General features: G+C 50.4%; 26 protein-coding genes, 1 riboswitch and 1 other annotated feature. Of the genes, 15 read left to right on the top strand and 11 right to left on the bottom strand.

The window, feature by feature from the left end; translation table 11 throughout:
- Window positions 1-10: 10 nt before the first annotated feature.
- Window positions 11-256 (top strand) — a binding site (T-box leader).
- Between the two features lie 76 nt (window positions 257-332).
- The 3 genes from ilvB to ilvA are packed head-to-tail and all read left to right on the top strand — an operon-like array spanning window position 333 to window position 3,723.
- Window positions 333-2,027, top strand: coding sequence for a biosynthetic-type acetolactate synthase large subunit (ilvB, locus tag QOS46_RS06225; protein WP_283608187.1), 1,695 nt, complete (start codon window positions 333-335; stop codon window positions 2,025-2,027).
- Window positions 2,024-2,530 carry an acetolactate synthase small subunit gene (gene ilvN, locus QOS46_RS06230; RefSeq protein ID WP_283608188.1) on the top strand — a complete coding sequence of 169 codons (507 nt, stop codon included), beginning with the start codon at window positions 2,024-2,026 and terminating at the stop codon, window positions 2,528-2,530. The genes ilvB and ilvN overlap by 4 nt, the downstream gene beginning before the upstream one ends.
- Window positions 2,524-3,723, top strand: coding sequence for a threonine ammonia-lyase (gene ilvA / locus QOS46_RS06235; RefSeq protein WP_283608189.1), 1,200 nt, complete (start codon window positions 2,524-2,526; stop codon window positions 3,721-3,723). Before ilvN ends, ilvA begins: the two co-directional genes overlap by 7 nt.
- A gap of 104 nt (window positions 3,724-3,827) precedes the next feature.
- On the opposite strand, the gene spoIIID is transcribed toward ilvA, so the two are convergent.
- Both spoIIID and QOS46_RS06245 read right to left on the bottom strand, forming a co-directional pair.
- Complete coding sequence (gene spoIIID, locus QOS46_RS06240) at window positions 3,828-4,076, bottom strand: sporulation transcriptional regulator SpoIIID (protein WP_009066041.1); 249 nt, start codon at window positions 4,074-4,076, stop codon at window positions 3,828-3,830.
- Between the two features lie 197 nt (window positions 4,077-4,273).
- Window positions 4,274-4,897 (bottom strand): cytidylate kinase-like family protein, encoded by a 624-nt coding sequence (locus QOS46_RS06245; protein ID WP_283608194.1) that lies wholly within the window; start codon window positions 4,895-4,897, stop codon window positions 4,274-4,276.
- A 229-nt stretch (window positions 4,898-5,126) separates the two neighbouring features.
- On the opposite strand from QOS46_RS06245, the gene QOS46_RS06250 reads away from it, so the two are divergent.
- From QOS46_RS06250 to QOS46_RS06270, 5 genes are all read left to right on the top strand, one after another.
- Window positions 5,127-6,773, top strand: a complete 1,647-nt coding sequence (locus tag QOS46_RS06250; RefSeq protein ID WP_283608196.1) for a leucine-rich repeat domain-containing protein — start codon at window positions 5,127-5,129, stop codon at window positions 6,771-6,773.
- Window positions 6,774-7,143: 370 nt separating this feature from the next.
- Window positions 7,144-7,995 carry an amino acid ABC transporter substrate-binding protein gene (locus QOS46_RS06255; RefSeq protein ID WP_283608199.1) on the top strand — a complete coding sequence of 284 codons (852 nt, stop codon included), beginning with the start codon at window positions 7,144-7,146 and terminating at the stop codon, window positions 7,993-7,995.
- 36 nt (window positions 7,996-8,031) lie between these two features.
- The gene (locus QOS46_RS06260) at window positions 8,032-8,673 is read left to right on the top strand and encodes an amino acid ABC transporter permease (RefSeq protein ID WP_283608201.1); all 642 of its coding nucleotides are present in this window, start codon (window positions 8,032-8,034) and stop codon (window positions 8,671-8,673) included.
- A 13-nt stretch (window positions 8,674-8,686) separates the two neighbouring features.
- Complete coding sequence (locus tag QOS46_RS06265; RefSeq protein WP_283608202.1) at window positions 8,687-9,454, top strand: amino acid ABC transporter ATP-binding protein; 768 nt, start codon at window positions 8,687-8,689, stop codon at window positions 9,452-9,454.
- A gap of 206 nt (window positions 9,455-9,660) precedes the next feature.
- Window positions 9,661-9,739: riboswitch (ZMP/ZTP riboswitch) on the top strand.
- Between the two features lie 62 nt (window positions 9,740-9,801).
- On the top strand, window positions 9,802-10,584 hold the full coding sequence (locus tag QOS46_RS06270; protein ID WP_283608204.1) for an N-formylglutamate amidohydrolase: 783 nt from the start codon (window positions 9,802-9,804) through the stop codon (window positions 10,582-10,584).
- A gap of 212 nt (window positions 10,585-10,796) precedes the next feature.
- Here the strand turns inward: QOS46_RS06270 and QOS46_RS06275 are convergent, their stop codons facing one another.
- The gene (locus QOS46_RS06275; protein WP_283608206.1) at window positions 10,797-11,537 is read right to left on the bottom strand and encodes a YebC/PmpR family DNA-binding transcriptional regulator; all 741 of its coding nucleotides are present in this window, start codon (window positions 11,535-11,537) and stop codon (window positions 10,797-10,799) included.
- A 43-nt stretch (window positions 11,538-11,580) separates the two neighbouring features.
- Window positions 11,581-12,159 carry a flavodoxin family protein gene (locus QOS46_RS06280; protein ID WP_283608207.1) on the bottom strand — a complete coding sequence of 193 codons (579 nt, stop codon included), beginning with the start codon at window positions 12,157-12,159 and terminating at the stop codon, window positions 11,581-11,583.
- Window positions 12,160-12,359: 200 nt separating this feature from the next.
- Between QOS46_RS06280 and QOS46_RS06285 the strand changes: the two genes are divergently transcribed.
- Window positions 12,360-12,983 carry a superoxide dismutase gene (locus QOS46_RS06285; protein WP_283608208.1) on the top strand — a complete coding sequence of 208 codons (624 nt, stop codon included), beginning with the start codon at window positions 12,360-12,362 and terminating at the stop codon, window positions 12,981-12,983.
- A gap of 82 nt (window positions 12,984-13,065) precedes the next feature.
- Here QOS46_RS06285 and QOS46_RS06290 read toward each other — a convergent pair whose 3' ends face one another.
- A complete protein-coding gene (locus QOS46_RS06290; RefSeq protein ID WP_283608209.1) occupies window positions 13,066-13,458 on the bottom strand; it encodes a hypothetical protein in 393 nt (130 codons plus the stop codon).
- A 667-nt stretch (window positions 13,459-14,125) separates the two neighbouring features.
- Between QOS46_RS06290 and ytvI the strand changes: the two genes are divergently transcribed.
- The 4 genes from ytvI to QOS46_RS06310 all read left to right on the top strand — a co-directional run bounded on the left by ytvI (window position 14,126) and on the right by QOS46_RS06310 (window position 18,596).
- Complete coding sequence (ytvI, locus tag QOS46_RS06295) at window positions 14,126-15,262, top strand: sporulation integral membrane protein YtvI (protein WP_283608211.1); 1,137 nt, start codon at window positions 14,126-14,128, stop codon at window positions 15,260-15,262.
- Window positions 15,263-15,389: 127 nt separating this feature from the next.
- The gene (locus QOS46_RS06300) at window positions 15,390-15,767 is read left to right on the top strand and encodes a GntR family transcriptional regulator (protein WP_283608213.1); all 378 of its coding nucleotides are present in this window, start codon (window positions 15,390-15,392) and stop codon (window positions 15,765-15,767) included.
- Window positions 15,764-16,663, top strand: coding sequence for an ABC transporter ATP-binding protein (locus QOS46_RS06305; protein ID WP_283608216.1), 900 nt, complete (start codon window positions 15,764-15,766; stop codon window positions 16,661-16,663). Before QOS46_RS06300 ends, QOS46_RS06305 begins: the two co-directional genes overlap by 4 nt.
- The gene (locus QOS46_RS06310) at window positions 16,638-18,596 is read left to right on the top strand and encodes an ABC transporter permease (protein WP_283608218.1); all 1,959 of its coding nucleotides are present in this window, start codon (window positions 16,638-16,640) and stop codon (window positions 18,594-18,596) included. Before QOS46_RS06305 ends, QOS46_RS06310 begins: the two co-directional genes overlap by 26 nt.
- A 151-nt stretch (window positions 18,597-18,747) precedes the next feature.
- Here QOS46_RS06310 and QOS46_RS06315 read toward each other — a convergent pair whose 3' ends face one another.
- From QOS46_RS06315 to QOS46_RS06325, 3 genes are all read right to left on the bottom strand, one after another.
- A complete protein-coding gene (locus tag QOS46_RS06315; RefSeq protein ID WP_283610785.1) occupies window positions 18,748-19,113 on the bottom strand; it encodes a class I SAM-dependent methyltransferase in 366 nt (121 codons plus the stop codon).
- Window positions 19,114-19,207: 94 nt separating this feature from the next.
- Entirely contained in the window at window positions 19,208-19,768 is a 561-nt protein-coding gene (locus tag QOS46_RS06320) for a PadR family transcriptional regulator (RefSeq protein WP_283608219.1), read from the bottom strand.
- Between the two features lie 101 nt (window positions 19,769-19,869).
- Window positions 19,870-20,316 (bottom strand): adenine nucleotide alpha hydrolase family protein, encoded by a 447-nt coding sequence (locus QOS46_RS06325; RefSeq protein WP_283608221.1) that lies wholly within the window; start codon window positions 20,314-20,316, stop codon window positions 19,870-19,872.
- Between the two features lie 517 nt (window positions 20,317-20,833).
- Here QOS46_RS06325 and QOS46_RS06330 point away from each other — a divergent pair.
- Entirely contained in the window at window positions 20,834-21,040 is a 207-nt protein-coding gene (locus QOS46_RS06330) for a TraX family protein (RefSeq protein ID WP_283608222.1), read from the top strand.
- 57 nt (window positions 21,041-21,097) lie between these two features.
- Here QOS46_RS06330 and QOS46_RS06335 read toward each other — a convergent pair whose 3' ends face one another.
- The 3 genes from QOS46_RS06335 to QOS46_RS06345 form a co-directional block, all read right to left on the bottom strand.
- Window positions 21,098-21,502, bottom strand: coding sequence for a hypothetical protein (locus QOS46_RS06335; RefSeq protein WP_283608224.1), 405 nt, complete (start codon window positions 21,500-21,502; stop codon window positions 21,098-21,100).
- Window positions 21,503-21,588: 86 nt separating this feature from the next.
- A complete protein-coding gene (locus QOS46_RS06340) occupies window positions 21,589-22,206 on the bottom strand; it encodes a lactate utilization protein (RefSeq protein ID WP_283608225.1) in 618 nt (205 codons plus the stop codon).
- A 159-nt stretch (window positions 22,207-22,365) separates the two neighbouring features.
- Window positions 22,366-24,426 (bottom strand): thioredoxin domain-containing protein, encoded by a 2,061-nt coding sequence (locus QOS46_RS06345; protein WP_283608226.1) that lies wholly within the window; start codon window positions 24,424-24,426, stop codon window positions 22,366-22,368.
- 439 nt (window positions 24,427-24,865) lie between these two features.
- Between QOS46_RS06345 and QOS46_RS06350 the strand changes: the two genes are divergently transcribed.
- The gene (locus tag QOS46_RS06350; RefSeq protein WP_283608227.1) at window positions 24,866-26,416 is read left to right on the top strand and encodes an AbgT family transporter; all 1,551 of its coding nucleotides are present in this window, start codon (window positions 24,866-24,868) and stop codon (window positions 26,414-26,416) included.
- Window positions 26,417-26,435 lie beyond the last annotated feature (19 nt).

The raw sequence follows: 26,435 nt of genomic DNA on the forward strand, positions 1-26,435 counted from the left end.
TACCAACAGAAAAAATGCTTTGATAGGGACACGAATGCGGGAAATCGTCCTTTCAGAGAGCTGCCGGTTGGTGCGAGGCAGCAGGGCACCCACAGGACATCACCCTGGAGCAGACGGCTGAAACCGTTGGGTAGTAAGCTGCGTCCGGATTTCCTCCGTTATTGGGAAGCATATTGTTAGATATGCAGTAAGGTGCTGCCTGTGCTGGGCAGCAATACAGAGTGGTACCGCGGGAGCTGACGCCCTCGCCTCTGGGAAACCGGAGGTGAGGGCTTTTTTTATTGACACCCCCCCTTCCGACGGAACGAAAATTCATTGCAGGAGGAAAAATCATGCTGTTAACCGGCGCGCAGATTATTATGGAATGCTTACTGGAACAGGACGCCACTACCCTATTCGGGTATCCGGGAGGGGCGGTACTGAACATTTACGATGCTCTTTATGAGTACCGGGACAAAATTACTCATATTGAAACCTCTCATGAGCAGGGTGCGGCCCACGCCGCCGACGGATACGCCCGCGCCAGCGGCAAAACCGGAGTGTGCCTTGCCACCTCAGGCCCCGGCGCGACAAACCTTGTAACCGGCATTGCCACCGCCTATATGGATTCCGTTCCGATGGTCGCTATTACGGGGAACGTGAATCTGAGCCTTTTGGGTCTGGACAGCTTTCAGGAGGTGGACATCACCGGAATTACAATGCCCATCACCAAGCACAACTTCATCGTCAAGGATGTAGGCGATCTGGCGTTCACTCTGCGCGAAGCGTTCCGCATCGCCGGAACCGGTAGAAAAGGCCCCGTTCTGGTGGATATTCCGAAGGATGTGACGGCACACAAATGCGAATTCACGTCCGAGCGCCCGAACCACACGGTCAGCGTACCCGCTTTGCCCGATGAGAGCAGGTTGCAGCAGGTTCTGGAGCTGCTTCAGGAATGCCAGCGCCCCTTTATTTACGCGGGCGGCGGCGTGATCGCTTCCGATGCTTCCGATGCTCTGCATGAGCTTGCTGAAAAATTGGATGCCCCCGTTTCCTGCTCCCTGATGTGCCAGGGCGGGTATGACCAGACCAATGAGCGGTACCTTGGCATGCTCGGCATGCACGGAACGGTTTCCTCCGCTCTGGCCCTAAAGGAATGCGACGTGCTGGTCGCGGTCGGCACCCGTTTTTCGGATCGCGTGATCTGCAACGCAGATTTGTTCGCGCGCGGCTGCCGCGTGGTACACATCGACATCGACTCCGCCGAATTCAATAAAAACATCTACGCCGATCTTCGCCTGAAGGGGGATGCCCGCGCGATACTGGAAGCGCTGAACAGCCGCCTCGAAACAGCCGGACGCCCCGAATGGATGGCGCAGATCAAGGCGTGGAAGCAGGAATATCCGCTCTCGCAAAAGGCCGCCTGCGAAAGCGGCGTAACCCCGCAGTATCTGCTCGAAACGCTTCACCGCCTGGCCGGGGATCAGCTGATCCTTTCCACCGAGGTGGGCCAGCACCAAATGTGGACCGCGCAGTTTTACCCCTTCCAGAGGCCACGCCGCATGATTACCTCCGGTGGGCTGGGTACCATGGGCTTCGGCCTGGGCGCGGCGCTCGGTGCGCAGGTGGCACAGCCGGAGCTGCGAGTGGTCAACGTGGCGGGCGACGGCAGCTTTCATATGAACTGCAGCGAGCTTTCCACCGCCGCTAAGTACAACATCCCTGTAATTGAGCTGATTATCAACAACAATGTGCTGGGCATGGTGCGCCAATGGCAAAAGCTGTTTTACGATGGCCGCTTCTCTCAGACAACACTGAATAAGCCGACGAACTATGAACTTTTGGCCGAAGCCTTTGGCGTAAAGGCCTTTACCATCCGCACCTGCTACGATGTGGAGCTCGTTCTGCGCCAGGCGCTGGAGCATCAGGGGCCGTCGCTGATCAACTGCCTGGTAGACAGCGATATGAACGTTCTGCCCATGGTGCCCGCAGGGTCCCCGGCGGAAGATCCCATTTTGGAAATCGACGAAAAGGAGCAGCAGCAATGAGTGACACAAAAGTAACAGAGTACATTTTGTCGGTTCGCGCCAAAAACACCCCCGGCGTTCTGCTTCGCATCTCTGGCCTGTTCAGCCGCCGGTGCTACAATATCAGCAGCATCGTGGCCGCCCAGACGGAGGATGAGCAGTATTCCGAAATGATTATCGTTGTGCAGGGCGATGACCGCATCGTTCGCCAGGTAGATAAACAGCTGAGCAAGCTAGAGGAAATTGAGCAGGTAACCGTTCTGGAAAGGGACAGCGCGGTGGTGCGAGAGCATCTACTGCTACGCGTTCGCCGCACACCCGAAAACAGCGAGTTTCTCGTCACGCTGGCCAACGCGTTCCACGCTTCTATTTTGCAGGTTTCCCCCACCACGATGATTTTGGAGCTGGTAGGCGACGCTACGGCGCTGAACAGCCTGATCGAGTTGTGCAAGCCGTACCAGATTGAACAGATTCTTCGCACAGGAGCAATGGCCATGAGTACTCAGGGGGTAGAAGCATGCTGACCTTAGATAAAATATACCACGCCGCATTTGTTTTAAAGGATGTCATTCGCCAGACCGATCTGATCCACGCACCGAAAATCCGTACCGACTGCGAGGTTTACCTGAAAACAGAAAACCTTCAGGTTACCGGTTCCTTTAAGGTACGCGGAGCTTACTATAAAATCTCACGCCTCAGCCCGGAGGAACGGGAGCATGGCGTAATCGCCTGTTCCGCCGGAAACCACGCGCAGGGAGTTGCTTTGGCGGCTACCAGAAGTGGTATTCAATCCCGAATCTGTATTCCGAATTCCGCCCCCATCTCAAAGGTGGAAGCCACTCGCGCATACGGTGCGCAGGTGGAACTGGTGGACGGTGTGTACGACGACGCATACCAGCGCGCGCTCCAGATTCAGGAGGAAACCGGCAGCACCTTCATCCACCCGTTTGACGACGAGGACGTGATTGCAGGTCAGGGCACCATCGGCCTTGAAATTTTGAGCCAGCTTCCCGACGTAGACGCGGTCATTGTCCCGGTGGGGGGCGGCGGACTGATTTCCGGCGTGGCCTATGCCATTAAGTCGCTGAACCCCAACTGCAAGGTATACGGCGTACAGTCCAGCGGCGCGCCGTCTATGGTGCAGGCGCTGGCCCATCATCAGGTGGAGTGCCTGAACGGCGTGTGTACGATCGCGGACGGCATTGCCGTCAAACAGCCCGGTGACCTGACCTATTCCATCTGTGATCAATATGTTGATGGCATAGTGACCGTAACCGACGATGAAATTTCCACCGCCATTCTGACGCTGATTGAGCAGCAGAAGCTGATTGCCGAGGGAGCAGGCGCCGTTTCGGTAGCCGCCGCCCTGTTCGACAAGCTGGATTTGAAGGGCAAAAAGGTCGTTTGCCTTGTTTCCGGCGGCAACATCGATGTGACGATTTTGTCCCGCATCATCAACCGCGGCCTAGTTAAGGCCGGCCGTTCCTGCGACATGACGCTGGAGCTGGTCGACAAGCCCGGCCAACTCAAAGAGGTTTCGGCTATCATCGCGGATCTGGGCGGCAACGTGGTGGCGGTGCGCCACGACCATTCCGGTGAGGGCAGCGACATCAACGGCTGCACCCTGCGCATTGTAATGGAAACACGCAACCACCAGCACATTGAAGAAATCCGCAATGCCCTTCTTGCGGCCGGATACCGGATGTTCGAACACTAACCCTAAAATCCAAAAACGGCGGCTCCCCTTCTTTGCCGAAGCGGGAACCGCCGTTTTTGCGGCAGCCGGATCAAAACCGACTGCCATAAAAACCACAGGTCGAATCAGTCTTTTTTGTATTTCATTCTGGTGGCCATGCCGCCGCGAATATGGCGCTGAGCCTTGTTGATCTCCAGCACATTCTTCACTTCTTTGTACAGCTGCGGATCAACATATTTCAGACGCTCCGCCACATCTTTATGTACAGTGGACTTGCTGACGCCGAATTTTTTCGCGGCTTTTCGAACGGTCGCGTTGTTCTCTATGATGTATTCTCCCAGCTCTACGGCTCGCTCTTCTACTATGCCTTTCACAGCTCTGCCTCCCAAACTAATCTGATTGGTTATAGATATGCGGCCGAAAATCAGAATATGAAAGTACCCGGAAAGAATCCGGCATCTTTGGGATTCCTTTTCTGAAACCCGCAGATGCGGGCTGAACGCTAGAAAGCTCCGGAGCCGACCTTTCGGTCGGCTCCGGAGCTTTCTGAACTTCATATACCTACGGGCTGTCAGCCCAGCTTAATATCCAAATACGCCTTGACCAGCAGCACACACTGATCCCACGAAAGCTGGCTGCTGTTAAAGCACAAATCATAGTTATCCGCGTTTTTCCAGTGGCTTCCGGTAAAATACTCGTAGTATTCCGCACGGCGCTTATCAATTTTCTGAATCAGGCGGCGCAGTTCCGAGTCTGAAAGATTGGGGTGAAATACCCTGGCACGCTCCATGCAGGATTCCATCGGCGCGTGAACATAAATTTTCAGAACATGATCCATATCCCGAAGGATATAATCCGCACAGCGGCCAATGATGACACAGGATTCCTGCGCGGCCAACTCGCGAATCACTTTAGACTGAAGCTGAAACAGATTGCTGTTAGATACAAAATCCTCGCTGTCCGGCGGAATGGGCTCGCCGAAATACGATTTGCGGAACGCCTTCCACAGCACAGTGCTTTTCAGAGTTTCGTCTGCTTTGGCAAACAGGGTCTCGTTAATTCCGCTTTCGTCAGACGCCATGCGCAGCAGTTCTCTGTCATAAAACGGAACGCCCAGCTCCTCGGCCAGCAATTTGCCGACCGTTCTGCCGCCGCTGCCGTACTCACGCGCGATCGTAATCACAAACTTTTTCATTGTATCACTCTCCTGCCTGGTTCCTGTTGATAAAAATTCCGTTTCCAGTATAAGCCATTCTGCCGTTGTGGTCAACACAAAACCCTAATTCTCTATTCCCCGAATAAACCAGTTTTTTCATTCTTGTTACTTTTCTTGCAAATATTTCCATCTCATGGTAAATTATAGTTATATTACAAGATAGAATTTTAAGATTCGTTATGTATTTTTAAAAAGGGAGAGTGTTACTATGAAAAAATACAAACTGTTGACCTTGGTCATCGGTTTCGTATTGGCTGTATCGGCTTTTTCCGCACCGACTGTATTCGCCGCATCCAGCGATTTTAAAATATCAAACGGAGTGCTGACGAAGTATAGCGGAAACGACACTACCGTGAAAATCCCGTCCACTGTTACGGAAATCGGTGCCAGTGCGTTTTCTGGCAATAACAGGATTGCTTATGTGACGATTCCGGATTCCGTTGAAACGATTGATGAAAAGGCCTTCTATGACTGCAGCCGGCTCGCCTCGGTATCGATGCCCAGCAGTGTTGATACCATCGGCAGCCGCGCCTTTGCGGAATGCCCCAAACTTAATTATATTACTCTGCCGAAAAAACTGACGGAGATCAGCGATGGCTTGTTCAGCGGCTGCACCGCTTTAAGCGACGTCACAATTCCGTCGAACGTAACCACGATTGAGGACGCGGCCTTCTATAATTCCGGCATTACAAGTATATCGATCCCACCGGATGTAAAAACTATTGAAGCAAACGCATTCAGCTACTGCTCCAAGCTCACGAGCGTCAGCTTCCGCAGCGGCCTTACTACGCTCGGGCAGGAAGCGTTCAGCTACTGCAAGGCGTTGACCTCTGTTTCTCTTCCCCGCACCATTTCAGAGATGGACGATTCCGTCTTTAGCTACTGCACGGCACTGAAAAGCGCAACCCTGCCGGACGGCATGGAGGAACTGCCGGAAAAAACCTTTTTTAACTGCACTGCTTTAACGAGTGTAACTTTTCCGCGTTCGCTCTATTCGATTGGAGAACGCGCGTTTTACAATTGCCGCGCGCTGGCAAGCGTTTCGCTGCCCACTCTGCTGGAAGAGATAAAATCAGAAGCGTTTGCTTACTGTGTCAACCTAACTTCCGTTAAGCTCCCCCAGTATCTTTCCACTCTGGGAGAGGGCTCGTTCTCTTACTGCTCACGCCTGCAGTCCGTGAATATTCCCGCAGAACTCGGAACTCTGGAGGATGATCTGTTTGCTTACGATCAGCTGCTCAGCTCCGTTACGATAGAGGACGGCCTGAAGGGAATCGGCGACGGTGTATTCTATGACTGCTCAAAGCTCTATACCCTCGTTGTTCCGGACAGTGTACAGGACATCGGCAAGAGCGTGTTCGGGGACAACACCACGCTGCGCGGCTCCACCGATTCGTATGTGCGCGCATACGCAAGCAGCAAAGGGTATACCTTTAAGCTGACCAGCGATACCTCCTCCGACATTCCCGCCGGAGCGAATACCGGAACCAATACCGGCTCAACCACCAATACTGATCTGACCTACAACGGAGTACAGTACACCGGCTCTGTGATGATCGACACGAACACCTATACCATGGCTCCCGGCAACATCTACGATATTGGCGTTGCCCTTGCCGGAAACGCCTACACGAAAACCATCAACGTTTATTCCAGCCGCACCGGGATTGCCACCGTGCGGAGGCTGGCCAACGGCAATTACCGCGTAACGGGAAAAACCCCCGGCACCTGCTATGTTGTAGTAGATGTGCTGAGCGGCTCTACCGTACTGAATCACATTTCCATCCGCTTTGACATAGCGAACAATGTGACACAGCACGGGCAGGCAGCACGCAACCGCAGCTACTTTAACTGATAACGAGAATTAGAACCCTTTATCCTCAAACGGAGGCATCCTCACGCCCGAGGATAAAGGTTCCCCCAGCCACCGGCAGCTTACTGCCGTGAACTGCGTGAGGTTCTTATTTTCCCCGGTGATTCATCAGGAGCACGGCACCAGCGGAACTTCTCCGCAAAGGGGCCGCGCGCGCTTTTTGTCAAGGCTAATTATGCTCTGAAAGCTTCCGGCAAATCCGGAAGCTTTTTGCATACTTTGCATAGACTTTTCAAAACCACTTTACTTTTTTAAATGAATCGAGTAAAATAAAAAACGTTATCGCGAATACTTTCTAACGCTACTACGCTAAAGTGAAGAAAATGTGATCAAAATCGGAAGGACTGTTATTATGAAAAAATTACTGGCTCTTTTCCTTGCTCTTACAGTATCGGTGGGCATGACTGCCTGCGGACAGGGAAATCAGTCGGCTTCCTCAGCAGCCGGCGCAGACGAATCCTGGAGCAAGGTAGAAAAAGCAGGTACTCTGGTTATTGGACTGGACGACGCATTCCCCCCGATGGGCTATAAAGACACTAAAACCGGCGAACTGATCGGCTTCGATATCGACTTGGCCAAAGAAGCCTGCAAGCGCCTTGGCGTGCAGCTGAAGCTTCAGCCGATTGACTGGAGCAACAAGCAGGCCGAGCTGGACAATGGTAATGTAGACTGCCTGTGGAACGGCTTCAGCAAAACTCCCGAACGGGCCGAGGCGATGGCTTTGAGCATTCCCTATATGAGCAATAATCAGATTATTCTGGTCAAGACAGATTCCAACTACCAGTCTCTCAAGGATTTGAGCGGCAAGATTATCGGCGTACAGAGCGATTCTTCTGCTGAAGCAGCGCTGAACGCAGTGGAAAACAAGGATTTCAAAAGCTCCTTGAAGCAGGTCGTACAAATCGACGACTACACCAAGGCCATTCTGGAAATTCAGAACGGCACGATTGACGCGATCTCGATTGATGAGGTAGTCGCACGTTTCTACCTGAAGAATCAGCCCGGCGCATTCCGCATTCTGGAAGATGGTGGAACGGTAATCTCTCTGGCTTCTGAAGATTATGTGGTCGGCATGCGTAAAAACGACTCTGCGCTGAAGGACAAGATTGACGAAACCCTGCGCGCAATGGCGAAGGACGGCACAATGAAAACCATTTCTGAAAAATGGTTCGGCGAAGATGTGACAACGGTAGACGTGAAATAAAAACCGTCTCCGAAATTGGTCCCGGAGGTCTTAGTTATGAATTATCAGGTGCTATTAACAGAGATGTTTACAGCAACGCTGATGTCTCTGCAAATCTTCTTTTTCACCCTGATTGTCTCGCTTCCTTTGGGACTTTTGGTGGCACTGGGCAGAATGTCGAAACTAAAAATCGTCAATCTGCCCGTGCGCTTCTACATATTAATCATGCGCGGTACCCCACTGATGCTGCAGCTGCTGTTTATGTTTTACGCATTAAAGCCCCTCCTCGGAATCCAGCTAGATCGCGTATTGGCTGCTGAGCTGGCGTTTGCCCTGAACTACGCCGCTTATTTTGCTGAGATTTACCGCGGTGGGCTGGAATCTATTCCCAAGGGCCAGCTGGAGGCCGCGAAGGTTTTGGGGTACACCAAATCGCAGTCCTTTTTTCATATTATTCTGCCACAGGTGATCAAGCGGATTATCCCCCCAATGGGGAACGAATTTATTACCCTGGTAAAAGACACCTCTCTGGCACAGGTCATCGGCGTTGTGGAGCTGCTGAAGGTTACCTCCCAGTGGGTCGCGAGTGCGGTAGATATGACTCCCCTGGTGATCGCCGGGCTGTTCTACCTGGTAATGAACGGGATTGTCACCCGGGCATTCACAGTGCTGGAAAACCGGCTAAGCTATTACCAATAAGGAGGGGATTCCCATGAGTCAGACGATTTTGACTGCAACAGATATCAAAAAGTGCTTTGACGGAGAGGAAATCCTCAAGGGGATCTCTCTAGAGGTGAAGCAGGGCGAGGTGCTCGCCATTATCGGGCCGTCCGGCTCAGGCAAAAGCACGCTGCTGCGTTGCATTGCGCAGCTGGAAAACGTGGATTCGGGCTTTATTTCCGTCTGCGGTGACGTATTGGTACAAAACGGCCCTGACGGGAAGGCTGTCTATTCTTCCCCTGAGCAGTGCCGTAAAGTCGGTCTGCACTTGGGGCTGGTATTCCAAAACTTCAACCTGTTCCCGCATTACAGCGTACTGAAAAACATTACTGATGCGCCGGTGCGCGTTTTACAGAAAAGCCGTGAACAAGCCACCGCGACCGCGATGGAGCTGCTGAAAAAAATGGGGCTCTCTGAAAAAGCGGACGCTTACCCATATCAACTTTCCGGCGGGCAGCAGCAGCGGGTTTCGATTGCCCGGGCGCTGGCCATGAATCCGGAAATCCTGTTTTTTGACGAACCAACCTCGGCTCTTGACCCCGAGCTGACAGGCGAAATTCTTCGGGTCATGCGTCAGCTGGCCGCAGAGCACATGACTATGGTTGTAGTAACACACGAAATGCAGTTTGCCCACGACGTGGCCGACCACGTGATTTTCATGGACGGCGGCACGGTTCTGGAAAACGGCACGCCGGATGAAATTTTCTCTCACACCCGCAACGAGCGCACCAAAACCTTTCTGTCGCGCTTTACCGAATGATTTTTCCCGGCAGAATGCTTCCCCTACGGTACGCCAATTCAATTTGCTTACAAGTGCAACTCACAGGATATACAATCTTCTGAACCAAGCAGGAGGGCTCCGCCGGAACAGCGGAGCCTTTCTGCTTTTCGTTTCCTGCCGAATGCTTTCTGTAATTCCCTGAAATGCTGTCAGATTTGACAATATTGAGATTCAATGATAGTATCAAATTACTGTACAACTGACGGAAGTGGAACAGACCACGGGAAGTGCAGTATTGGTGAGCCGACCGTCTGGGCATATGCCTTAGATTGGTGGGCTTTTATTATTTTTAAATCTGAATAGTGAAAGCAAAAGGGGAAGCTGTTATGGAATATTTTACGGTTCTGAATGAAAATCGACATCAATTTCCGCTGGTAATTGATTTGCCTCACAGTGGGACATTCGTTCCCCCGCATATCAGAAGCCGCATGCTTAATATGGCATGCCTGTCCAACACAGATTGGTTTTTGCCGGAGCTTTACGACTTTCTTCCTGCAATGGGCTGTACAACCATTGTCAACCACTTAAGCCGGTATGTGGTAGATGTCAACCGCCCAACAGCAGGAGCAAAGGATGGAGATTATCGCAACACAGTGGTTTATCAGCAGAATACGCAGGGCAGTCCTCTGTATGCGATTCCGCTGAAGGAGGAAGAAATCAATGAACGGATCACACAATATTATCAGCCGTACCACCGGGCGCTGGAAAATCTGCTAAGGGCGAAACTGCAGGTGTTTCCGTCGGTCCTTTTACTGGATCTACATAGTTTTTTCATTAATTTTGCAAATGGCGGTGATCAGGATATCTATTTATCGAACCGGCGCGGAGCGACCTCCTCAGAACAGACCCTGCAAGGCCTCCACAAGGGCTTTGCAGCACAGGGCTATACCGTTCTGGATAATGCCATTATGGGCGGACACATCATTCGCAATTACCGTGAGCTATTTGGGGAACGATTTGAGGGAATACTGGTAGAGCTTCGATATACGAAATATATTGAGGAACGTTATTTTGGAGAAGAAGAAATCACCACTCGTAATGAGGCATTGTTCGAGGAAGCAAGAAGAAAACTGGAAGCAATATTTACACAGCTTCCCTTTAAAAAGTAATAATAAATTTCATGTGTACGAAAGACCATGCTACGCGAAATGAAAAAAATGATTTCTACCTTTTCTATCTTATTATTTTTCCGCATAAAAAACCCTTGAAGCCTGCATTTCACACGCATCAAGGGTTATTATGCAAATAATCAACTTATCCTTTGGCTTTCTATTGATATGAAAAAGCCTAAATATCATATCAATAGAGTTTTATTCTAAATTTATTCCGCGTCGTCCGCGTTCTCCCAGTTGTGCCACACATTCTGCACATCGTCGTTGTCATCGAGGTTATCGAGCAGACGCTGCATTTTGGTGATGGAATCTGGGTCAGTCAGCGCAGTGTAAGTAGTGGGAACCATCTCGACCTCAGCGGAAACGAATTCATAGCCCTTGCCCTCCAGGTCGGAAAGCACGGCACTGAAATCGTCCGACTCGGTATAGATTTCAAACACATCGTCATCCGCCTGAAAATCAGAGGCGCCAGCCTCCAGGCAGTCGGTCATCACAGTGTCCTCCGACAGTCCTTCGCGTTCGATTACGAGAACGCCTTTCTGTGAGAACAGGAACGAAACGCATCCGCTGGTACCGAGGTTACCACCGAATTTATCGAAATAATGGCGTACATCCGCCGCGGTGCGGTTACGGTTATCCGTCAGGGCCTCTACAATCACCGCCACGCCGTTGGGGCCGTAGCCCTCATATACGATGCTCTCATATTTGGTGCCGTCGCCGTCGCCCGCCGCTTTTTTAATAATGCGCTCAATATTATCGTTGGGCACGTTCGCGGCCTTCGCTTTTGCGATGCAGTCCTTCAGCTTGGCATTGGATCTGGGGTCCGGCCCTCCGCCCTCTTTCACCGCTACCGCAAGCTCGCGTCCGATTTTAGTAAAGACTTTGGCTTTGGCACCATCTATTTTCTCTTTCTTGCGTTTAATGGTACTCCATTTTGAATGGCCTGACATACTAATAAGCCTCCCGTAAAAATAGCTTTGATATATTATTTTATCATGTTTTTCGTGTCATAGCAAGCGCCGCCTGATGCGCCTTTTCGATAACCTCCGGCGGAACCTCAGAAATACCGGTCTGATCCGTATGCGGCCACTCCACCACATGTTCCAGCTTCGTGTTCAATACAGTAAATGCCAGCTCCAGTTGGCGGGTCATCATGTGTGCCCCTTCGGAGTTTCCGGAGCCGTACGCGGTTAAAAAAGCCGCTGTTTTCGGCTTCTCAATCGGCGGGCGGATTCCCATGGAAAACCGCGCTTCAAAATACCGCTGCCAGCGATCCATCACTGCCTTGCACGGCGCGGGGAAGCTTAAATGATAGACCGGTGCCGCGATCACCAGGTAATCTGCAGCGCGCAGTTCACGGTCAAACTCGTCCAAATCCGGGAAAACACATGCCTCGCGGGTCTGACAGTATCCGCAGGCAATACAGGGATGGTAATTTCCCCGGTATGCGTCAAACGTCGTTACCCGAATGAATTCAGAATCTACCTCTTGCAAAAATTCATGCAGCAGCCGCGCGGTTGCGCCACCGGGCCGCGGGGAACCGAATAAGACCAGCATATTTTTCTTTTCCATCTGCGGGCCTGCCTTTCCTTTGTGATGATAAGATTGTAGCATGGCCACTCCGCTTTCGCAAGGCAAAAAATACATGCAAACTCCATGCACTTTGTATATCCGGCGGCACGGTGCAAAAGCTAGAACAATGCTTTTACGCTTGTACGGAAACGAAAAAGACGTTATACTAGGCTAACTAATAAATGAAAGGAAGTGTTTTTGTGTTTGAGCAAGTGAAGCTTTCTTATGATTTTAACGCACTGGAACCCACAATCGACGAGCTGACCATGGTGACCCATTATACAAAGCACCACGCCACATATACCAAGAATCTGAATGCCGCGATAGAGCGCCTGCCGGAGCTTTCTGAGGAATCAATGGAACAGATTCTGGCACATTTGGAAACGATTCAGGACCCTGCTTTGCAGACTGCGGTACGTAACAACGGCGGCGGGTACTACAACCACAACCTGTATTTTGACACGCTTTCTCCGAGCGGGCCGCGTACCCCCGGCGGCAAGCTGGCTGCGGCGATTGACCGCACCTTCGGCAGCTTTGAGGTAATGAAGGAAAAGCTCGCGGCAGCAGCCGTGGGCCAGTTCGGCTCTGGCTGGGCGTGGCTTTCCGCAAATTCCAGCGGAGATGTGATGATCTCTGCAAGCGCGAACCAGAATAACCCGATTATGGAAACCCGGGGCGAATGGCGGCCGATCTTCGGCATCGACGTATGGGAACACGCCTACTATTTAACGTACAAAAATCTGCGGACCGATTATGTGGAGGCCCTCTTCCGCGTGGTCGATTGGGCCAAGGTGGAAAAGTATTATCACCAAATGATTGACTAAGATTGAACAAAAAGAGCGGCAGGGGGGGTTCCCTGCCGCTTTATTTATATGGATAAAAAAGCCGGAAATTCCCAAGCAGAACTCAGGATTTCCGGATAAACTGTGCCTTGCACACCGGGCACGTCACTTCAATCTTACCGCGCCCTTTCGGTACACGAAGACGGGTCTTACATTTGGGGCACTTAAAATAACGGTACATTTTATGGTCCTGCAAATATTTCTGCTGGGAACGGAACCACGCGGGCACCTTGTTCCAGTATTTTAAAAACAGCTGATTTTCCGCATAGCGGCGAGGAATGTTTCGGGACAGGATACGGAACATGCTCCACCCGAAAATCACATAGGCCACTAGCGTCAGCGGATAGAAACGGGTCAGCCGAGAAGCCATTACAAACACCATATAAACGACCAGACTGCCGACCATCAGCTGGTCACCGCCATAGCGCCCATACATTACTCGTCTGATTCTCTCCAACACGCCCGATCACCTCTTTTCTGTCACAAGATTGCCGGTTGACTTTTTATCTTGATACAATAATATCGAGCGTAAATTTTTTTGTCAAGAAGTATCCCTCAGTATTTACATTCTGTACTTATTTTGAGGCGATTCTTTCCACTTCCGTCATAATTGAAAGGCAGTTTTTTCCTTTCCGCTCCACCGGGAGACACTTTTGCCATTTGATTAAAAATATAGGTTTTTGAATAAGATTCAAAGAAATGAATCAAAAATAGGAATAGAAGAGGAAAAGTGACACAGAAAGTTTACGATAAATTTACCAGATACTGCATAATCCATTTTGACGCGGCATTTTTTTTAGAGTATAATAAACCTCACAGCCTGTTCCGAAGCAAAACTCTAAGCGCCTGAAAGTGCATGGAAGCATCGGTTTTATTACACACGTTACTCATGATGCCCGCTGAACGCTTTTTGAGGGATATATGATATATTATTGCACATTTTAATCCACCCGGAACACATTCAAAGCGATTTTTCCGCATACGATTAGGCGAATAGAATATTAGCCGAATCGCCGCTATTTCTATTTCTCTGCAGACCAAACCGGCAATTTCTGCAGAAAATCCATGTTTTCCCGGGCCGGTGATCCAAAAAGGAGGGAACCTCTCTGTTTGACAAGCTTCAAATGACCCGGTTAAAGCCATTGTTTGTGTTTTTTATCGGGTACACGATCTGTTTTTATCTGTTCGCTCTAACGCTGGGCTATACCTTCCCATTTGTAGCCGGGTTTCTACTGGCGCTGATGCTGCAGCCGCTGGTGCGCTTTCTGAAAGAGAAGCTGCACCTGAGACCAGGCTTTGCGTCCATTCTGGTCACCCTGCTGTCTTTCTTTCTCCTGTTTGGCTTAATGGCTCTGCTGGGCTACTGGCTTGTAACAGAAATCACTACGCTGGTGGTAAGACTCTCCTCCATCGATACAACAAAAATCATCAAGCCGCTTAATGACCTGATGGGGTACCTTGGAATTTATGTAAACAAAATCGATTCGGATTTCATTCGCCAGAATCAGGAACAGTTAATCAAGTTTCTGCAGACGGGTGCTGGGATCATTACCTCTGTTTTAAATACCGTACTGATGATTCTGACCTCTCTGCCAGGGATTCTGACGATGTTCATTGTCATGATTTTTTCCACCTACTTTTTCGCAAAGGATATGCCTAAGATTAAGCGCCAGGTGGCGTCCTTCCTGTCGCAGAACACCGTAATCAACATTCGTTCTGCCTCCCGCCACAGCCTGACGATGAGCGGGAAGCTGCTGGCTTCTTTTCTGCTGATCTACCTGATTACATTTTTGCAAACCCTGCTCGTCTTTTATCTGCTGGGAGTTCCGTACCCGCTGGTGCTGAGCCTGATCGCTGGTATCGCCGACGTTCTGCCAATTCTTGGGCCGGGAACGGTTTATATCCCGCTGGCCGTGATCAGCCTGGCGCAGGGGGACTTTTTTACCGCAGTGGCCCTAATTGTCGCATGGCTGCTCATTTCTACCATCCGGCAGGTAATCCAGCCCAAAATTGTTTCCGCATCCATCGACATTCATCCCCTTTCGATGCTAGCCGCGCTCTATTTTGCGCTGGTGGCCGGCCGGGTAAGCATCCTGATCTATATGACGGTGTTTTTTGTGCTGTATCAGGTACTGTGCAAAACCGGCGTACTGCCCCGGCTGTTTGTGTCGGATTCCGATTCGGACAAGCAGGGCAAGCGCCCCATTCCGCCGGCTCAGAGGGACGACGCCGCCCAGCCGGAGCCGCCTGCGGATTCGTAAAAGCTTACAGAACTGTAATACAAAAAACGCCGCGCGCTTCTTGACAGCTGGAAGCGCGCGTGTTATATTCTAGCTGTACTAATCGAATTAATACACATTAATACACAAAGACAGTGAGGTGAACCGGATGTTTCCGCTGGACTATAAAAGCAGGCTGCCAATTTATGAGCAGCTGAACAAATCTATTTCGAAAATGGCTGCTTTTGGGGCCCTGGAACCGAATGAACAGCTGCCGTCCGTTCGCACGTTGGCCCAGGATCTGGGGATTAACCCAAACACCGTGCAAAAAGCATATCAGTTATTGGAGCAAAATGGAATTATTTACTCCGTTCCGGGGAAAGGTTCCTATATCTCACCGGATCTTTCCGTCTTATCGCAGCAGAAGGCAAGTTCACTGGAAAAACTGGCCGAAGCGATTGCAGACGCGGCCGACTGTGGGGTTACTCAGCCGGAAATGATCCATCAGGTGGAAAACTATTTTAGCGGGAGGGGTTCTGAGCAATGATTGAAGTCAAATCGCTGGTGAAAAAATTCGACAGCACCGTCGCCTTAGACGGAATTTCCTTTACCATCGGCGGAGGCTCCGTATTCGGGCTTGTTGGCAGCAACGGCGCGGGAAAATCCACTTTGCTGCGCAGCCTGGCGGGCATTTACCGGCCGGAAAACGGAGAAATCCTCGTAGACGGCCAGTCACCGTTTGAAAACAGCGCGGTTAAGAGCAAGCTGTTCTTTATTTCGGATTATCCATACTTTTTTGCGCAGGCCAACATGAAAGAAATGGCCGATTTTTATTCTAAAACGTACCCATCCTGGGACGCGCAGCGGTACCAAGAGCTTTGTTCGCTGTTCCCGCTCGACACGAACGCCCGCATTGTTAACATGAGCAAGGGAATGCAGCGTCAGGTGGCGCTGATCAATGCGCTTTCCGTGCGTCCGAACTACCTGCTGCTGGACGAAATTTTCGATGGACTTGACCCAGTAATGCGCCAGCTGCTGAAAAAGCTCGTTTCGAGCGAGGTTTCGGAGCGCGGCATGAGCGTCGTGATTGCCAGCCACAACCTGCGCGAGCTGGAGGATCTGTGCGACCACGTCGGCCTGATGCACAAGGGCGGTGTGATCTTTGAACAGGAGCTTGACGCTCTCAAACTGGGGATTCACCGTGTGCAGGCTATCTTTAAGCCGATCCCCCCGCAGGAAGCGTTCCAGGGGTTCGACATCATCAAGCAGGATTCCCGCGGTTCTCTTATGAATCTTGTGATTCGCGGGCAGAGAGAGGAAATCCTGGAGAAGCTGAACGCGCTGAACCCGGTGTTTATCGAACTGCTTCCCCTTACGCTTGAGGAAGTATTTATCAGTGAAATGGAGGTGGCCGGTTATGACATCGAAAACATCCTCAAATAATTTGCGCGGTGAATTGACACAAACATTTCTGTGGGAGCTGCGCCATCGCTTTGGCCTGATTGCCTTATTCTGCGGTCTTCACTTTGTGACCCTGCCGCTGGTCGAAATTCTGGCCATGAATAACGCCCAGCGCACCAATATGGAAAACGGATACATGATTGACATGGGGCAACGATTTTTAAACGTGCTGCAGGTGGTACTCCCGCTGTGCACCGCTTCTTTGTCACTGCTGATGGTACTGCTTCTTTCTGTTCTGGGATTCCAGTACATGCACCAAAAGCGCAGTGTGGATTTGTTCCATTCCCTGCCGGTAAACCGCAGCGCTTTGCTGGGGGGCCGGATGCTGAGCAGCCTTGTAGCACTGCTGACCCCGCTGGTGCTCAATTTTGCACTCACTCTCGCGGTTGCCGCCGTTTATCAGATTGCTCTTTCGGAGTTTATCGGATTTCTCCTCTCCTCTTTGGGGTGGGTTCTTCTAATGGCATCCGCTTCGTTCTTTTTCTGCACCTTTATGGCGGTTTGCAGCGGCACTACCTTCGATATGGTGATTTCAATCGTTGTGGTAAACATCACCTACCCGCTCATGATCATCCTCGGGCGCATCACTGCCGGAATGATCATTCCAGGCCTGAATTCAGACATTGATTTTCAGGCGATTGCCTATACGGCGCTCTCTCCCTTTGTAGCCTCGTATCTGCCTTTGATCTTCGGGAGCCTGGAATCAGAAACATTTTCCTCCATGGCGTTTCTGATCTGGTGGCTGATTCTCAGCGTTGTGATGGTCATTTCTTCCCTGTACCTGTACCGGAACAGAAAGAGCGAATGCGCGGAGAGCAATTACGCGTTCCCGATTCCGAAAACTCTAATTCGCTTTGTAGCCACCACCGCCGCAGGCCTCGCCGGCGCACTGATCTTCCACGCTACATTCGACTCTGCCACCAGCTTTTTCGTCGGGCTGCTTGTTGCGTCACTCGTCGCGCATATCATTGCGGAGGCTGTTTATGGGCGCGGCTTCAAGGGTTTGAAAAGAAGCTTTGCCTACTATGGCATCTTTCTGATTGGCTTTGCAGCTTTTTATGGTGTTTGCGTTACGGGCGCGTTCGGGTACGATACAAAAATTCCCAAAGCGGAGGCTGTCAGCTATGTGGAAACCCGTTTGAACAACATAGACAACAGCTACTCCTCGAATGGTTTCAGCATTATGGATGAAAAGGGTCACAGGCAGATTGCATGGGTTCCACAGACAATAAAAGAGACTGAAAATGTGGAAAAGGTGGTCGCGCTTCACACTCTGCTGATCAATGAAATCCGCTCCAAAGGATACCCGTACCAGATTCGGAATTCTTATACCGATGTTCAACTGACCTATCATATGAAGGATGGCTCCGTAATTAAGCGGTATTTTTCCTCTGATCTGATTTCGCAGAACAACAATCAGTATGATGAGGCTTTAAAAAAGGTAGCCGATACAAAGGAATACAAAACCACTGGCAATGCCCTTTACTATATGACTCCCGAGATGATCGAATCCATTCAGCTATACGGTAAAAACGATGATGAGCACGTGCTGGTTCCCGACCGCGAAAAGCTGCAGGAGCTGATTGATGCCATCAAACTGGACATTGAACAGTCTGAGTCAGACAAATACTCTGATAATACCAAGGAAAGCCAGCTTTGGATAGACTTCCGCACTCGTGCAACTACCCCCGAACCGGGCAGCAGGCTGCAAGAGCTGGTTGGCGACTATACGGGGAAAATTACACTTTCCCTGTCCGGATTGCCCATTACCGACGATTTCACTCACACGAAAGCGTTGATTGAGAAATATGGGTGGACAAAAGGCAGTTCAGTCACAACCTCTTCTGCGTCGGACTCACATGCGGTAACCACTGCGGCCGCTGAGACGGCAATTCATCTTACCGTCGCTAACTGATCCATTTCTCCCGTTTGATAATACCGGAAGCACGAAAAAAACTGCATCCCAATTGTGATTCACTAACAATTGAGGTGCAGTTTTTTTACTGCATTTAAAGAAGTGACCAGGCCGGGGCGCATCTCCTTCGGCTGAATGGACAGGTACACCATCATTTTTTCAGCGGATGCACATCACGGCGCAAGTCTGTGATGCAATACCGGCCGCCGGTGCGAAGAACACGGTAAATCTCATTGAAGGCCCGGATGGGATTTTCCCATTCGTGCAGAGAACCGTTGGAAATTACTGTGTCAAAGCTGTCGTCCTCAAAGGACATCTTCATGCAGTTCCCCGGCACGTAGCGGGCTGAAATTCCATACTCGGCAGCGTTTTTCTCAGCAAAGCGGATCATAGCAGAACTGATTTCACAGCCGGTAAGGGAAGCGAGTGACAGCTTTTTGGCTAATTCCAGCCCCACATAGCCGGGCCCTGGACCAATCTCCAGCACGTTGCCGCCCTGAATGCCGGAAGCAATCATTTCGTCCACTCCGTTCCATCCCTTATCTCGCATACTGCGCGCAAAAAGGTCGAAGGCTTCCACCGTGATCTCATTTTAAATTCCTTCGTTGGTTTCAATGACTCTGTTTTTTGCCATTGGATTCATCCTCCTTTAATTGATTTAGGGACTGCTCTGCCCAGGTGAGTTCCGCCCGGTAATGCAGTACGTGATGCTCGGAAATCATGTCAGCGGAGGTTCGGTACTCCTCGGGAATATGCGCAAGGGTCTCTTTCCGGTGGATTTCCAGCCCGCTGAGAATGCGATTTAGATTTGCAATGTGCCGGTTCAAGCTGTCTGCCAGAGCGCCGTTTTCCAGAGCGTCGGAAAAATAAAGGGTGCCATCAATGTCAAAGGTGGGGTGGTACTCGATTTGCAGGGTCTGCAAAAGCAGCTTTTGGAATTGATCCGCACCGGTGTCGCTAACCTGATATACGGTTTTTTCCGGACGGACACCTTGCTTATCGCGATGGGCGGTAACGTAGCCCGCCGCCTCCATTTTCTCCAGATGGTAATAGAGCGTAGGCAGCTTAATTTGAGTAAAATCCTCCAGCTTTTCTTCCATCAGCTTTTTAATCTGATAACCGTGCTGGGGACCAAACCGCAGAAGAACACCGAGAATGTAAAGCGGAATCATAAGACTGCTCCTTTCTTCATTAGTCAGTAAATAATTACTGCTAGAACAAAAAATTTGGCCTGCCGGAGTACCCGGCAGGCCAATATGTTCTAATTCAGTTTTTATGTGCAGGCCGCGGATATTGCCTGACTCTTTTGACTTTTATAATCGACAGGATAAATGTTATAAACGACTTCCTCTTTTGAAACCATGGAAATCGGAATCCTGGGTACTATACTGTGCAAAACTTCAATAAATCCGGTGGAAGCAAACCCTGCCATGCCGGTTACTACCTGAACCGCGCCGATCTGGCGGATAAACCCCGCCGCAACTAAGGGACTGTCATCCTGAAAAATGATCGTCATTTCGGCGTCCGCTTCCCGAGCCGTTTGATACAGATACTCCAGCTCTTCGCTGCATGCGCCATACCCGGCGGACTGCGGCTGAATACACAAAACCTGCATTGGAAGCGCCTGCTCTTCGGCAAGCTTTTTTCCCACCCGAATCAGCCGATCACAATCACGTTGCCCGGTGACGCAGACGAGAACAGCCGCCTTCTTTTTTTTCACTGCCTTACCTCCTTTCCACATTACATCATTTCTTTAATGCACCTTTAGTATACGGCATTTTTAAAAAATATCAATAGATAAATTATGAACTAAATGTAAAAATCATTGTTTATTGTCCACAAAATTAGTTTTAAATTAGAATACCGTTCGTTGGATAAGCACAAACAAGCTGGTGAAAAATGACACTACAAGGTATGCTCCTTCCATTCAATCAAACCTATTTTAAACCTTTGCACATATAACATCTGCATTGTCAGTCTGGCTTTGGCCCGTTCTCCTCGTCGTTCCAGAATCGAATCAATCATCCTCTGCTTATCCAGAGAAATCGGCGGTGTCTTTTCCAGAAGTTTCCGCACAATCAAGCTCATCATCTTCAATACACAGTGCAGACAAAACATACGCGGCAGAAGAAAAACACAGCGCCTCTCCGCTTTCTAGTATCCTTACATAAAGGCAGTGGTTGGATTTTAATTTTTAAAGTGCTTGGCTTTCGTTTACAATTTGATGGTTGAAGCTGTTGCTTGCGTTTTTCTTTGTAAGCAAAGTTTATGCAATGGTGCTAATTGGCGTTCTACTTGTTTATCCAGTTTTAAAATTATATAACGGTGAAAAAGGTAAGGCGAATTGGATGAAATGGTTCTTTTATGCATATTATCCAGCACACCTTATTATTATAGGTATATTGAGACTTGTAATTTATGGGAACATTTCGTTGTTGTTTTAGCTGCGAGTACCCCAAAATGAGCATTGCATAGGAATTACTAATTATGAAATGGAGCCACTACACTTTTATCAGTGCCGTGGCTCCTACTTTGCTATAATCCGAGAATAGTCCAATCACAAACTGGAGCAAATCCTTGGTCAACTGCCGGTTGGACTGTCTTTCCCCTTCGTTTTCTGTGGGAAGGCCCGTAAGGATACTCGTGAGCTGAAACTGTAAAACCGGGTTTTCCGGATAGGTGCATAAAAGCTCACGCGCATGCCGGAGGGCAACAGCGCCACCTTCCTTTTGCCCAAGGAGCGCAACCTCCGCAGCAAATTCTGCCGCCTGCTCATTGGTCAGCTTTTGAACATAATCCAAGAGCGTGTCGACTTTTGTACCAAGTGCCCTTGCAATCGGTGCGAGAAGAGCAATATCAAGGCAGCTGGAATTTGTTTTCCATTTGATGACAGCCGGTGTGGACACTCCCACCGTGTTAGCAGAGAGATAGACTTGCGATCACACAAAGGCAAATTCCCCCGAACGGAAGGTTCTCAATAATACTCGGCAGATCAGTATCCGTAGGACTGATTCACCAAAATAACCTTGATTCGCCCGGGCACCCGCTGCCTGGCGATCAAAACAAAATCATTGCAGATTCTTTCCTCGTGCTTACAGTCCACACAGCGCTTGAGCTTGGTACAGGGAGTATTCTTCCCGAGCCGTATAGCGTCCAGAGGTGCCGCAATCTGACGAGCCCTTGTGATTGCATCCTCCGCCGTTTCGGCTATTTTATTTTTGCCCGCCACAACGATGACCTGTTCTGGCCCATACAGCATTGGCGCAACACGGCTGCCGTTGCCGTCGATATTGAACAGCTTTCCGTCCAAGGTGATCGCATTGGTACTGGAAATAAAGGTATCCGCGCTGAAATTCTGCAAATAGATGTTTCGTTTTTCCTCAGAGGAAAGCCCAGGACGATGTTTATCATAAAATATATAGTTTGCCGTTCGCAGAAAATCGAACACACCGGTTTGCTCCAGAGTGACGGAATCACCACATCCCACACTGCTTCGCTCGGGAATCAGTGTGCTTAAAAGAGTGATCAGCTTTTTTTCATCCTCTACATAATATCCGGTCATATTGTTTCTTTCCAGATTTTGTATTATTTTTTGAATTTGAAAATCCATTTTTTCATCCCTTTCGTTATCTGAATGATTTCCACAGATCATAATCAATTGAGTTAAGCATAGCACACAGCAGTTAAAAATACAAAGGCTGACCACGCTGGCCAGCCTTTGGTTGATTGTGTTATTTTACTTTTTTGAAACGTCCTATTGGCCGCTCGATCATCCGTTACTCTGCCGCAAAGAGGTAAGCTGCCGCTTGATTGCATCCAGCTCCTGCACGGGAGCCGCACACACACCGTTCTGGCAAAGATAATACTGTACTCCCTCCTGCGGCAGAGGATATTCCGCCGAAAACGGAGCAACCACAGCAAGCTCGCGCTCGTTTTCCGCACATTTCAGCAGAACCGTCAGGTTGGGCACTGAATGCCGGTACAGAAAATCACGCACCTCCCCAAACGCTTCCTCCTTTTGAGCAGTGCAGATTAGCTCCTGGGAAGGGTAAAGCACCGAACAAAGGGCAATCAGCGACATTGCATACCCTACCGGGTACTCCTTGACCCAGCCTGTTAGAAAGCTGATTTGCCGCTCACCGGCCTGCCGCCAGCGTTCCTCACCTGTTAGCGCAGCCAGGCGCACAAACACCTCTCCCGCCACGGAATTCCCGGAGGGAATCGCACCGTCGTATACCTCTTTGGGCCGACTGATGAGCTGCTCGCTGTCTTTGGCGTAAAGATACAGCCCTCCCTGCTCCGTGTCGGAAAACAACTCCAGTATTTGCTCCGCGATTTGCACGGCGCGGCGAAGATACGCGCAATCGAAGGTAGAACGGTACAGCTCAAGCAGAGAAAACGCGTAAAAGGCATAATCATCCAGCTGCCCGGCATGGGCCGCCTCTCCCTCGCGCCATCGCAGCAACAGTCGCCCGCGCTCATCCACCAGATTTTCTTCCAGAAAACGCTGTGCCGCCTGTGCCGCGTGCAGGTACTCCGGCTCGCCGAGCAGCACTCCCGCCCTGGCCAGCGCAGCGATCATCAGCGCATTCCAGGAGGTCAGTACCTTATCATCCCGGTGCAGGCGGGTACGTTCCAAACGGTACTCGTACAACCGGCGGCACAGCTGCGCAATATGCGAATCTTCTTGGTCATATGCGGGAAAATCCAGCAGGTTCGGAATGCTCTTCCCTTCAAAATTCCCCTGCTCTGTCACGTCAAAACGGCTGCAGAAAATCTCGCTGTCTTTCTCGCCCAGAACACTCTGCACCTCCTGCGGAGTAAAGACATAATATTTTCCCTCGACCCCGTCGCTGTCCGCATCCTGCCCGCAGTAAAAGCCGCCATGTTCATCCGAAAGCTCGCGAAGAACATAATCGAGCGTGCGTTTTGCCACACTGCGGTAGAAAGGCCTCCCGGTAACGGCGTAAGCCTCCGCGTACGTATATGCCAGCAGAGCGTTATCGTAAAGCATTTTTTCAAAGTGCGGAACCAGCCATTTCACATCGGTAGAATAACGCGAAAAGCCGCCGCCGATATGATCGAACAGCCCGCCACGGAACATTTGAGAAAGCGTATGCTCCGCCATACTTTTCGCGGGTTCCTCCCCCTCCAGCACCGAATAGCGCAAAAGGAACAGCAAATTGTGCGCCGCCGGGAATTTGGGCGCGCCGCCGAAACCACCCCAGTGCGAATCGTAAGATTCTTTCAGCTGAGCGGCAGCTCCGCAGATCAAATCAATCTCCGGCATTGCCGTTTCCGGGGACAAGAGAGACTGTTCCCGCAGGTAATTTGTGATCTTTTCCCCTGCGTTCAGCAGCGGCTCGCGATTCGTGCTCCATTGTTCACGGATAAACGCCAGAAGCTCCAGAAGCCCCGTCCCCCGGAAGGTAGACATTTTCGGCAGGTAGGTTCCCGCCCAGAACGGGCGCTGCTCCGGCGTCATGAGAATCGTCATCGGCCAGCCGCCCGAGCCAGTCATGGCCTGGCAGACTGCCATGTAAACGGCGTCGATGTCAGGCCGCTCCTCCCGGTCCACCTTAATGCAGACAAACCCCTGATTCAGCGCCTCGGCAACCTCGTCATCTTCAAAGGATTCGTGTGCCATTACATGGCACCAATGGCAAGTGGAATAGCCAATGCTCAAAAACACCGGCTTGTCCTCGCGTTTGGCTTTCTCAAAAGCCTGCTCGCCCCATGGGAACCAGTCCACAGGATTATAAGCATGCTGTAAAAGGTAGGGGCTTTTTTCCTTGGTCAAATGATTGGGCACTCTATTTGAGCCGGTCATTTCATCATCCTTCTCTTTTCGGTATTATAATGTTTATTATACCTGAAAAAAAACTGGATACTACCCTTTGCAGACAGTATCCTTAGCATTCTTATTATTTATTTATAAGCTATTTGGTATCTGATTCGTCTATCAAACCGATGGATAAATAAAAAGAAGCACTGAAACTGTGCTCTGCTTCAGTGCTTCTTTTTATTGGGAGACATTCTAAATATATATTCCCAGAATCCAGAGAGGTATCTTCCAACACTTTTTAAAGCACACCAAAATCCAATAATATAGAAGCCTAAGGTACAATGAAATATTTGTAACATATTCTAAAAACTTGTTGGAAGTATGTTGCGCTTACTGCTATATTAAATACAGTAATAATCTGTTAGCGCTTACAGAATTAGTACAATTTTATTATTAGGAGTCAAAAAAAGGAGGTTTATAACCAATGGAGGAGCACACCTCTGCTGCCAAGCCCAGTCGGTTTGAACGGTTTTTAAAGGGAACGGAAAATTTGGGCAACAAAATTCCGCACCCGATGCTTCTGTTTATCTGGTTAGCCATTATTGTTATTGTCGCTTCCTATATCTGTTCCATTTTCGGGGTATCCGACGTCAATCCAGCCACGGGCGAAACGGTTGCGGTTTACAATCTGTTGTCGCTGGACGGCCTGGTGATGATGATTACAAAGGCGGTCAATAACTTTATTACGCTGCCGGCGTTGGGAATGGTTCTCGTCTGCATGATGGGCGTGGGCTTATGCGACCATTCCGGTTTGTTTTACGCGGCCCTGAAGGGCTTTGCCGATTATTCCAAGGGCTCGGACACAATGATAATCGCCGTGTTCAGCTTTATCAGTATTATGGCAGGCTGCGCCGGTGGAGCCGGCTTTGTGGTTATGCCTGCTTTGGGCGCCATGATCTGGATGAGCATGAAGAAAAACCCGCTGTCCGGCATGTTTGTCGCATATTCCTGCGTATCCGGCGGGTATGCGTCCAGCCTGATTATTACCGCGTGGGATGTCGTCAATGCCAGCTTTACCACGGCGGCCGCACAGCTGATCGATCCGAACATCAGCCTTTCGCCCGCAATCAACTGGTATTTTTCGGCGGTATCCGTACCGATTTTGACCGTTGCTTCCGTTGTTTTGACAATCAAGGTGCTGGAGCCCCGGATGGAGAAATATGATCCGGCTTACAGCGATCTGGAAGAAGAGGATACGGTTTCCCTTCCCTCCGCGCAGGAGAAAAAAGCATTGAAAATGGCGGGACTGGGCCTGCTGATTTACACTGCCATAGTGGTTTTGCTGGTGGTCACAGGGGTTCTTTGCGACCCGAAAACCGGCTCTGCCATTGCAACAGACGCCCCGCTGATGAAAGGCATTACAGTCTTTATCGCGCTGATGTTTGCAGTTCCCGGTACGGTGTTCGGCATGGTATCCGGCAAATTCCAGGGCGTTCCGGATATTGCGAAGGCGCTGGAGAAAACTATGGCGGGAATGGGCGGATACATAGCGCTAATGTTCTTTATCGCACAGTTCCTGAACTATTTTAACTGGTCCAATCTGGGAATTATTCTGGCAATCAAGGGTGCCAACCTTCTCAAGGTGTCCGGCTTCCCGATCTGGATGGTGCTGGTTCTGTTCATGCTGATGTGCATGGTGCTGAACCTATTCATCGGCAGCGCCTCTACCAAGTGGGCGATTCTGGCCTCGGTCTTTGTTCCCATGTTTATGGTGCTGGGCTTTCATCCCGGCCTGATCCAGATGGCCTACCGCATCGGCGACGCGGTCACCAACCCGATCTGCGCCATCGACGCTTATTTTGTAATGCTGCTGGCTTTGGCGCAGCGCTATGACAGAAGGTGCGGTGTGGGCACCCTGCTGGCCAACATGATGCCGTTTGCCCTGACATACGGGGCCTTGATGATGATTCAGCTGCTGCTGTGGTATTTCCTCAAGATCCCGATGGGCCCCAACGCGCCGATCATGCTTTCTTAACCCCTTCAGGCGCTGCCTG

It is taken from the genome of Faecalispora anaeroviscerum (assembly GCF_947568225.1).
Classification (GTDB): Bacteria; Bacillota; Clostridia; order Oscillospirales; family Acutalibacteraceae; genus Faecalispora; species Faecalispora anaeroviscerum.